The sequence below is a fragment of the Pseudogracilibacillus amylolyticus (SeqCode) genome, from assembly GCF_051918545.1.
Taxonomy (GTDB): domain Bacteria; phylum Bacillota; class Bacilli; order Bacillales; family Amphibacillaceae; genus Pseudogracilibacillus.
Genome location: NZ_JBPPZG010000135.1, coordinates 1 through 10,308, shown reverse-complemented (window position 1 = coordinate 10,308; position 10,308 = coordinate 1). Strand labels below are relative to the sequence as shown.

The following is a 10,308-nucleotide window of genomic DNA, read 5'->3' as shown; positions in this document are numbered from 1 at the left end:
CTCCTGCAGGAGGAAAGGCCTAGGTGAGACAACGCAGTGCGTTAGCACAAGGAAGGCTCAACAGCCGCCTGCGGAAAGCGCAGTGTATTTCCGGAGCGGAATTTCACATTGTAAATTTTAAAAAATTGCGGTGCAAAACAGCCGACAACTACTCAACAGTTTACGGTTAGTGCATCAGTAAGTCTTTTGCGGTGGGAGGGACGGATGCGTAGTCTCTTTTCTTTAGAAAAGATTCAATTCAAAAAAACAGGTGAGGAAAATAATTTTTCCTCACCTGTTTTTTGTATGTTTTACACTTCCATAATGATTGGTAAAATCATCGGTCGACGCTTTGTTTTTTCATAGAGAAGTGGTGCAATTGTATCGATGATTTCATTTTTTATCTCAGACCATTTGCTCGTTTTGCGACGCATGATTTTATTTAAATGATCTGACACCAGTTTTTGCGCTTCGTTTATCAAGTCTTCTGACTCCCGCATATAGACAAAACCTCGAGAAATTATGTCTGGTCCTGCGGCTATTTCAAATTCTTTCATATTAATACTTACTACAATAATAACCAAACCTTCTTCAGATAGGATTCGACGATCACGAAGAACGATGTTTCCAATATCGCCAATTCCGCTGCCATCAACATAAACAGATCCGGATGGAATTTTCCCAGCGATATTTGCGTTATCTTTATTTAGTGCTAACACATCTCCGTTATCTAAAATAAACGTATTTTTTTCATTTACTCCACAAGCGGTAGCAAGCTTTGAGTGTTCTTTGAGCATGCGGTATTCACCGTGAATTGGCATAAAAAACTTCGGTTTCATTAGACGGAGCATTAATTTTTGTTCATCCTGACTGCCATGTCCGGAAGTATGAATATTACTTAATGGACCGTGAATTACTTCTGCACCGGCACGCATTAATTGGTTGATGATTCTGCTTACACTCACATTATTTCCAGGGATTGGTGAGGAAGAAAAGACAACTGTATCACCAGGTGTAATTGAAATTTGTCTATGTGTACCATTTGCAATTCGAGAAAGTGCTGCCATTGGTTCTCCTTGTGAACCAGTACAAAGGATAGCAATTTCATTCGAAGGAAAACGATTTATTTGATTTGTCTCAATAAAAGTATCTTTTGGTGCAACAATATAGCCTAATTCACGACCAATCTCAATAGCAGATTCCATGCTGCGACCAAAAACGGCGACTTTTCTATTATGCTTTACAGCAGCGTCTACAACTTGTTGCAAACGGTATATGTTTGAAGCAAAAGTTGCAAAAATGAGACGTTCATCAATTCTACTAAAAATATCGTTTATATTTTCTTGTACTACTTGTTCTGACATCGTAAATCCAGGGACTTCACTGTTTGTACTATCTGAAAGTAAACATAGTACACCTTCTTCGCCAATTTGTGCCATTTTAGATAAATTAGCAGGTTCTCCAACAGGAGTAAAGTCGAATTTAAAGTCACCTGTTTGAACAATATTTCCAGATGGTGTTTTTACAACGACACCAAAAGAATCGGGAATACTGTGTGTAACATGAAAGAAACTAACGGAAGTTTTACGGAATTTTATTATATCTTCTTCTTGAATTGTATTTAATTTGGCATTTCTGAGTAATCCATGTTCTTCTAACTTATTTCTTATAAGTCCGATCGCGAGTTTTCCAGCATAGATAGGTACATTTATTTCGCGCAACAAATAGGGAATGCCACCGATGTGGTCTTCATGCCCATGCGTGATGATTAGTCCTTTAATCTTGTCTTGATTTTGCACTAAGTATGTGTAATCAGGAATAACATAATCAATACCAAGTAGTTCGTCTTCTGGGAACTTAATGCCGGCATCAATTATAATGATTTCGTCCTGGAATTGTACACAATACATATTTTTTCCGATTTCGCCTAGTCCGCCGAGTGCAAAAACGGCAGTTTGGTCATTCTTTACAAATTTCATTTAGACACTCTCAATTGCAAAGACTTCGGATTTTTTTTCATATTGTAAATGTATTTCATCTAATTCTTGGATAAACTCGATATTAATATTGCGATTGGATAATTTTTGACGTACTTCACGCTCTGAATCTGCTTCTACGTAAAGGCTTTTTGTGCGTTCACGTACAGGCGCAATATCAGCGTGCTCTTGATATAAAACCTTAAAAATCATTCTATCTCTCCTATAACGTTTATTCGATCTAATTTTTCCGTAAAATTACTTCAATTTAAAAAGTTTCGTTTCATGTTTATTTCTCACGATGTCCTTGAATAGTAGTATTATTATCAGTTGTCGGTACACGTCCTTGTTTCAAAAACTCTTTCCATTTTCTCTTTAGCTTTTCTTTTAGGCGTTTCAACATCACCTACACATCTCCCTTCAAAAGAAGAAAAGCAAGATAAAATTTAGGCCGATCCAATCCCTGTTAATCTTATTATAATATGATTTCATTTTTATTGGAATAAATATCAATTATTTTTAGCAAATATTTATTTGTGAATTTTTCTGTTCTTATTTTTTCACGAAAGGAATCATAATATACGTAAAAAGAGTAGAATGAAATGATGAACCTAAAAAAGAGTTAAGTAGTTATTGTTTTTACTAATCAATTTCAACGGCATTATCTGGGATATAGAAAGGATTTCTTTTATTTATATAGTCATAGAACATAATCCCATTCAAATGATCTATTTCATGTTGAATGACAATTGCAGGATAACCTTTAAATCTTAATTTTAATTTGTTTCCTTCCTTATCGAAGGCACGCACTGTCACTCGTGCATGACGGACGACATATCCCTCAATTGCTTCATCTACCGATAAACAACCTTCCCCTCCATTTAAATATGCTTTTTCAACGGAGTGGCTAATAACTTTTGGATTAACAAGCTGATAACTGTATAGTTTTTCTTTGTAAGTAAAATGAATGACGATTAATTGTTTGTTGACACCAATTTGAGGTGCAGCAAGACCTACACCAGAACGTAATTTATATTTTTCGGCAACCTCATCATTTTGGCTATTTTTTAAAAACTCCATCATTTTGTCTAGTATTTTAATATCTTCTTCACTTGGTGGTAATTTTACTTCTTCTGATTTTTTTCGAAGTGCTGGATGTCCATCTCTAACAATATCTTTCATTAATAGCATACTTAATACTCCTATTCCATACGATTAATGTTAATTTTAAAAATTAATCTGCGCAATTGCAGTTCGTTAAGAAAAATTGATTATTAAACATAGTTTGCTTCCATTTTAACATAATTCGGCGTTTACATTCATACAATTGCTACTGTAAATATACTTCTTTAGTGTATGATATAACTATTGCATAATGTTACTTTTAGATAGAAGGGGGATCTACAATTGGACAAGCTATTAAAATCAATGTTTGTATTTACAATGCTTTTATTTATCAGTGCATGTGGTGAAGAAGATGTAACTGAAGAAATTAATGCATACTTAGAGGAAACGATTGACATTGAAAAAGAATTTGAAGCTAGCCAAGAAAAAGTTTTTGAATTAGAGAAAGAAGATGAAGAGCTATATAAAGAAATCATTGGCTTAGGCTCTGATGATCATGAAAAGGTTCAAACACTTGCGAATCAAGCGATTGACCTTTTAGATAAACGATCGGAGTACTTAAAAATGGAAAAGACAAGTTTAGAAGATTCAAAGGCAACTTTTGAAAATATAGAACCTTTAATCGAAAAAATCACGGATGAAGAGCAACAAGAATTGACTAGAAAAATGTATGACACGATGATTAATCGCTATGATTCGTATGAAGAAGTGTACAAAAATTATACAGATTCAATTCGATTAACGAAAGAGTTATACATATTATTTAAAGAAGAAGATTTTAATCAAAATCAAGTATATTCTGTTATTGAAAATGTGAATGACAGTTATGAAGATGTTTTAGAAGCAAATGAATCGTTCAATAAGGAAACAGTTCTCTATAATGAATTAAAGCAAGAGTATTATGATATGTTTCAAGAAAATGAATAGAAGAAGCAAGAGGGGTTAAATTAAAATGTTGATTTAACTCCTTTTTTTATGGGTATAGATATAATGTAGAAAATTGTGTGCTAATACAGAAAACAATCAATCTATTATACTAGTACAGTTTTCTCTTTTTAGTGTAACAGATTATTTTTTAATTAAGATAACACAAATTAATAATGGAGAAAAAGAATAAAGAACCAATTAAATCAATTAAAAACATTGACCTCTCCATGTGAATGAGCTACACTATAATTACCTTGTAATTGTACTATTATGATTTTACATTTTAATATAACAGATGACTAAAAGGCTTTCATAATAGTGCTCAAACAAATGAAAGTTTTACTTTAAATGGTAAAGAATAAATTATTATATATGTAGGAAAGGAAGAGGTGAGGATATTGAAACATAACTTACAAGAGATAGAAAGTAAATTTGAAATGTTTCAAGTACTAGACAAACATGGGGAGATTGTTAACGAAGAATACGTACCAGACCTTTCAGATGATGAATTAAAAGAATTAATGACAAGAATGGTCTATACAAGAGTATTGGATCAGCGTTCAATCGCTTTAAACCGTCAAGGAAGACTAGGGTTTTATGCACCTACAGCTGGACAAGAGGCATCACAAATTGCTAGCCAGTTTGCGTTAGAGAAGGAAGACTTTATTTTACCGGGATACCGGGATGTACCACAATTAATATGGCATGGATTGCCTTTATATCAAGCATTCTTATTCTCCAAAGGCCATTATCATGGAAATCAAATGCCTGAAGGAGTAAATGCATTAAGCCCACAAATAATTATCGGTGCTCAATATGTGCAAGCAGCTGGTGTCGCTTTAGGGATGAAGCTAAGAGGTAAAAAATCCGTTGCAGTTACCTACACTGGCGATGGCGGAACATCACAAGGAGATTTTTACGAAGGAATTAACTTTGCGGGGGCATATCAGGCTCCAGCCATTTTCTTTGTACAAAATAACTTCTTTGCGATTTCGGTTCCTGTAGAACTGCAAACAAATGCAAAAACACTCGCACAAAAAGCTGTTGCAGCAGGTATTGAAGGCTTCCAAGTAGATGGAATGGATCCGTTAGCAGTATACGCAATTACAGAGTATGCACGGAAAAAAGCGACTAACGGCGATGGACCAACATTAATTGAAACGATAACATATCGTTATGGACCACATACAATGGCAGGGGATGATCCTACTAGATATCGTACGAAAGACTTGGATACGGAGTGGGAAAAGAGAGACCCACTTGTGCGCTTCCGAACGTATTTAGAAAATAAAGGCTTATGGTCTGAAGAAGATGAAAATGAAGTAATTGAACGGGCGAAAGAAGAAATTAGAGAAGCGATTAAGCAGGCGGATGCTTATCCAAAACAAAAAGTGACAGAGTTGATCGAGAATATGTATGAGAAGTTACCATACAATCTTGAAGAACAGTTAAAGGAATATAGAGAAAAGGAGTCGAAGTAAAATGGCACAAATGACAATGATTCAAGCAATAACCGATGCAATGCGTAATGAACTTAAAAAAGATGAGAATGTGCTTATTTTCGGCGAAGACGTAGGGAAAAATGGTGGTGTATTCCGAGCGACAGAAGGTTTGCAAAAAGAATTTGGTAAAGACCGTGTATTTGATACGCCATTAGCCGAATCAGCAATTGGGGGACTTTCAATTGGACTAGCATTGGAAGGATATCGACCTGTTCCAGAGATCCAGTTTTTTGGATTTTTATATGAAGTAATGGACTCCATTAATGGACAAATGGCTCGTATGCGGTATCGTACAGGAAATACCTTTTCATCTCCAATTACAGTTCGTTCTCCATTCGGTGGTGGAGTTCAAACACCTGAACTACATGCAGATTCACTAGAAGGCCTAGTTGCACAGCAACCTGGATTAAAGGTAGTAATTCCGTCCACTCCTTATGACGCAAAAGGGTTATTGATTTCTGCAATCCGTGATAATGATCCAGTTATTTTCTTAGAGCATATGAAGTTATATCGTTCGTTTAGAGAAGAAGTACCTGAGGAAGAATATACGATTGAGATTGGTAAAGCAGATGTAAAACGAGAAGGAAAAGATGTCACATTAATTGCCTACGGTGCTATGGTTCACGCTTGCCTTAAAGCAGCGACAGAACTAGAGGAAAAAGGAATTAATGCGGAAGTAATCGATTTACGTACTGTATCACCAATTGACATCCCAACTATTATTAAATCTGTTGAAAAAACGAACCGTGCAGTCGTTGTTCAGGAAGCACAGCGTCAAGCAGGAGTAGCGGCTAATATTGTTGCTGAAATTCAAGAGCGTGCTATTTTACATTTAGAAGCTCCTGTTTTACGAGTCACAGCCCCAGACACTGTTTATTCTTTTGCGGCTGTGGAAGATGCGTGGTTACCAGACCATAAAGATATTATGGAAAAAGTCGAGGCAGTAATGAACTTTTAAACGAGATAGGAGGTTAAATCGGATGGCTTATGAATTTAAATTACCAGATATTGGTGAAGGTATTCATGAAGGTGAAATTTTAAAATGGTTTGTAAAAGAAGGGGACGAAATAAAGGAAGATGACCCTTTATGTGAAGTCCAAAATGATAAAGCGGTAGTTGAAATACCGTCTCCAGTTGAGGGGACAGTTTTAAAAATAAAAGTTGCAGAAGGTGAAGTCGCAGTTGTCGGTGATCCACTTATCAGCATCGATGCAGAAGGCTATGAGTCGGATGATGAAGATTCTGCTGAAGAGCAGCAAGCAGTAGAAAATCAAGAAGTAGAACAAGAAGAGGCTGATAGCGACGAGCAAGAACAAGAAGTAGCAAAACCAGAAGAAACGGTTTCTAATAAGCGCGTAATTGCGATGCCGTCTGTTCGAAAATATGCTCGTGAAAATAATGTAATCATTCAAGAAGTAACAGGAAGTGGCAAGAATGGTCGGATCCTTAAAGAAGATGTGGATAAATATTTAGCCGGCGACATGGATGTTGATTCCAAAGAAGTAGCCGATGAAATAAGCACAGAAACAAGTGCAGAAACTTCAAAACCAGTTGCAACACGACAAGGTGACTATGATGAAACTCGAGAAAAAATGAGTGGAATTAGAAAAGCAATTGCAAAAGCAATGGTGAATTCGAAAACAAAAGCACCTCATGTTACTCTAATGGATGAGGTTGATGTTACAGAATTAGTTGTACACCGAAACAGATTTAAAGAGGTTGCTGCTGAACAAGAAATTAAACTAACATATTTACCGTATGTCGTTAAAGCATTGATTTCTGCATCGAAAAAATATCCGATCTTAAATGCAGCAGTTGATGATGAAACAGATGAGATTGTTTATAAACATTATTATAATATTGGAATTGCCGCTGACACAGATAAGGGTTTACTAGTGCCTGTTGTAAAAGATGCGGATAGAAAATCTTTATTTGAAATTTCTAAAGAAATAAATGAGTTGGCAGAGAAGGCTCGGAGTGGTAAACTAACAGCTGAGGAGATGAAAGGTGCTTCCAATACTATTACAAATATTGGATCAGCAGGTGGTCAGTGGTTTACGCCAGTTTTAAATTACCCAGAAGCGGTTATTTTAGGAATCGGTCGAATTGCTGAAAAACCTGTTGTGCGTAATGGCGAAGTGGTTGTTGCACCGGTGCTTGCATTATCACTAAGTTTTGACCATCGAATTGTCGATGGTGCTACTGGACAGCTTGCACTAAATCAAATCAAAAGACTTTTAAATGATCCACAATTAATCATGATGGAGGCGTGAGGAATGGTAGTAGGAGATTTTCCAATTGAAGTAGATACGCTAGTAGTTGGAGCAGGACCTGGAGGGTATGTTGCTGCAATTCGAGCTGCTCAACTTGGCCAAAAAGTAACAATTGTAGATAAAGCTGATTTAGGTGGTACATGTTTAAATGTTGGATGTATCCCTTCAAAAGCGTTAATTCAGGCTGGACATTTAGCAGAGACGGCAAAAGGAAACGAAGACATCGGTATCAAAACTGAAAATGTTTCTGTTGACTTTTCCAAAGTTCAAGAATGGAAAGGAAACATTGTAAATCGTTTAACATCTGGGGTTGAATCATTATTAAAAGGAAATAAAGTCGATATCGTAAAAGGTGAAGTATATTTTGTTGACAACAATCACGCTAAAGTAATGGATGAAAAACAGTCACAAACGTATACATTTAATAACTGTATTATTGCAACTGGTTCTACACCAATTGAAATCCCGAGTTTTCCTTTTTCAGATCGAGTACTTGACTCGACTGGTGGGTTAAACTTAAAAGAAATCCCAGAAAGCTTAGTTGTCATTGGTGGGGGATATATTGGAACTGAATTAGGTTCTGCCTACGCTAACTTCGGTACTAAAGTAACGATTATCGAAGGTGAAAAAGAGATCCTAGGTGGATTTGAGAAACAAATGACAGCAGTTGTGAAAAAACGTCTTAAGAAAAAAGATGTTGAAATTGTAACAAGTGCGATGGCAAAAGGTGTTGAAGAATCTGACAGTGGTGTAAAAGTTACATATGAAGCTGACGGAGCGGAAAAGACAGTTGAAGCGGATTATGTACTTGTTACTGTTGGTCGTAAACCGAACACAAAGGAAATTGGCCTAGAGCAAGTAGGAATTGAAGTTGATGATCGTGGGCTTATTAAAATAGATAAACAATGTCGTACTAATGTAGATAATATTTATGCAATTGGAGATATTGTTGCAGGTCTACCACTCGCACATAAAGCTTCTTATGAAGGAATAGTTGCTGCGGAAGCAATTAGTGGTAAAAAATCTGAAATTGACTATATCGGCATGCCAGCAGTAGTTTTCTCAGATCCTGAAATGGCATCGGTAGGATACACAGAACAAGAAGCAAAAGATGAGGGAATTAAAATAAAAGCTTCCAAATTCCCATTTGCAGCTAATGGCCGTGCTTTATCACTAAACGAAAGTGATGGTTTCTTAAAATTAATTACTCGCGAAGAAGATGGTCTAGTAATTGGTGGACAAATAGTAGGTGCAAATGCATCGGATATGATCGCCGAAATTGGTTTAGCAATTGAGGCTGGGATGACTGCTGAAGACATTGCGCTAACAGTCCATGCTCACCCTACATTAGGGGAAATTACGATGGAAGCAGCTGAAGTTGCATTAGGAACACCGATTCATATGCTGTAAAAAAATATAAGAGTTGCCTTTTTATGTGGCAGCTCTTTTTATTATGCTTAAGAACTTCTACTTAACGATAATTCATCATTTTTTAATCGTTATTCAACATCCCTCTATCAGTTTCATCCTTCACTAAAAAGACTGTTTCATTATTATTACAGATTTTCCGAACAGGAAAGCCCACTATCTTTAGACGTGGGATGAAAGTGAGGTCAAATACGGAGTGGTACAAAAAACGAAGGTTTGTACCACTTCAAGTATTTGAAATTCTTTTTTCTTAAGAAATGCATGAAATTAATGTTGAAAAGGGGTACAAACGTTTCTATTTATGTTATAATTGAAGCAGGAGGTGAGCAACTTGCAAACGATCACACTCAAGTTAGAGCTTCAAAAACCGACAAAAGAGAAAATGGCAATGTACCGTAAGATGACAGCGATAAATACCGCTTTTTCGAATTGGCTTTTGGGTTTTGGCGAGCTCCAAACAGCTACTTCGAAAGTATTTAAACGCTATTCGGATGAGCCATTTCCTTCCGCTATTGTCAATCAAACGATTCGGACAGTAAAATCAAAAAAGAAAAAACAGAAAGCGAAAACGTTTCGTTGTATGTGGTGTAGCTTCAATAATCAAAACTTTAAGGTAGAAAGCGAAAACGGGTTATATAAAGTTTCTTTTCCAACACTAGAAAAGCGGGTTGGTGTGCCCGTCGTCCATAAAGACCATCAGCGGCGGTGGCTTGATAAACTATTGTCTGGCAAGGTTAAACAAGGCGCTGCAGAACTTTTTGAAAAAAGCGGGCGGTGGTTTGTCGCAATCGCCTTGTCCTTTAAAGTGGAGAAAAAGCAAGCTGATAAAGCTTCATCGAGCACAATGGGCATTGATATCGGATTGCGCCAGCTTGCTGTAGCTACTATTGGAACGACATCTATCTTCTTCTCAGGAAAGAAAATAGCATATCGAAGAAGGCACTTTGCCTCCCGTAGACGAAAACTTGGGAGCTTGAAGAAACTTGATGCTATTCGCAAATCGAAAAACAAGGAATCTGTCTGGATGAAAGAAACAAACCATAAGATAAGCCGTCAAATTGTCAAATTCGCATTGGAGAACGGTGTTCATCTAATTCG

9 protein-coding genes are annotated in these 10,308 nt (G+C 36.4%); 6 read left to right on the top strand and 3 right to left on the bottom strand.

Going from position 1 to position 10,308, the window contains the following annotated elements; genetic code table 11:
* Positions 1-290: 290 nt before the first annotated feature.
* The 3 genes from rnjA to def form a co-directional block, all read right to left on the bottom strand.
* Complete coding sequence (gene rnjA, locus ACPYKA_RS14305; protein ID WP_479542911.1) at positions 291-1,958, bottom strand: ribonuclease J1; 1,668 nt, start codon at positions 1,956-1,958, stop codon at positions 291-293.
* A complete protein-coding gene (locus ACPYKA_RS14300) occupies positions 1,959-2,168 on the bottom strand; it encodes a DNA-dependent RNA polymerase subunit epsilon (RefSeq protein WP_479542910.1) in 210 nt (69 codons plus the stop codon).
* A gap of 429 nt (positions 2,169-2,597) precedes the next feature.
* On the bottom strand, positions 2,598-3,146 hold the full coding sequence (def, locus tag ACPYKA_RS14295; protein ID WP_479542909.1) for a peptide deformylase: 549 nt from the start codon (positions 3,144-3,146) through the stop codon (positions 2,598-2,600).
* 216 nt (positions 3,147-3,362) lie between these two features.
* Here def and ACPYKA_RS14290 point away from each other — a divergent pair, with 216 nt between their 5' ends.
* From ACPYKA_RS14290 to ACPYKA_RS14265, 6 genes are all read left to right on the top strand, one after another.
* Positions 3,363-4,007 carry a YkyA family protein gene (locus tag ACPYKA_RS14290; protein WP_479542908.1) on the top strand — a complete coding sequence of 215 codons (645 nt, stop codon included), beginning with the start codon at positions 3,363-3,365 and terminating at the stop codon, positions 4,005-4,007.
* A 437-nt stretch (positions 4,008-4,444) separates the two neighbouring features.
* On the top strand, positions 4,445-5,488 hold the full coding sequence (gene pdhA, locus ACPYKA_RS14285) for a pyruvate dehydrogenase (acetyl-transferring) E1 component subunit alpha (RefSeq protein WP_479542912.1): 1,044 nt from the start codon (positions 4,445-4,447) through the stop codon (positions 5,486-5,488).
* Position 5,489: 1 nt separating this feature from the next.
* Positions 5,490-6,467, top strand: coding sequence for an alpha-ketoacid dehydrogenase subunit beta (locus ACPYKA_RS14280; protein ID WP_479542907.1), 978 nt, complete (start codon positions 5,490-5,492; stop codon positions 6,465-6,467).
* A 22-nt stretch (positions 6,468-6,489) separates the two neighbouring features.
* On the top strand, positions 6,490-7,782 hold the full coding sequence (locus ACPYKA_RS14275; RefSeq protein WP_479542906.1) for a dihydrolipoamide acetyltransferase family protein: 1,293 nt from the start codon (positions 6,490-6,492) through the stop codon (positions 7,780-7,782).
* A gap of 3 nt (positions 7,783-7,785) precedes the next feature.
* A complete protein-coding gene (gene lpdA, locus ACPYKA_RS14270) occupies positions 7,786-9,192 on the top strand; it encodes a dihydrolipoyl dehydrogenase (RefSeq protein ID WP_479542905.1) in 1,407 nt (468 codons plus the stop codon).
* 349 nt (positions 9,193-9,541) lie between these two features.
* A partial coding sequence (locus ACPYKA_RS14265) for a transposase (protein WP_479542904.1) occupies positions 9,542-10,308 on the top strand: 767 nt, incomplete at its 3' end.

Coding starts and splice junctions, on each gene's coding strand:
- ACPYKA_RS14300 (WP_479542910.1), bottom strand. CDS start 2,168: ATGATTTTTAAGGTTTTATATCAAGAGCACGCTGATATTGCGCCTGTA.
- lpdA (WP_479542905.1), top strand. CDS start 7,786: ATGGTAGTAGGAGATTTTCCAATTGAAGTAGATACGCTAGTAGTTGGA.
- rnjA (WP_479542911.1), bottom strand. CDS start 1,958: ATGAAATTTGTAAAGAATGACCAAACTGCCGTTTTTGCACTCGGCGGA.
- pdhA (WP_479542912.1), top strand. CDS start 4,445: ATGTTTCAAGTACTAGACAAACATGGGGAGATTGTTAACGAAGAATAC.
- ACPYKA_RS14275 (WP_479542906.1), top strand. CDS start 6,490: ATGGCTTATGAATTTAAATTACCAGATATTGGTGAAGGTATTCATGAA.
- ACPYKA_RS14280 (WP_479542907.1), top strand. CDS start 5,490: ATGGCACAAATGACAATGATTCAAGCAATAACCGATGCAATGCGTAAT.
- def (WP_479542909.1), bottom strand. CDS start 3,146: ATGCTATTAATGAAAGATATTGTTAGAGATGGACATCCAGCACTTCGA.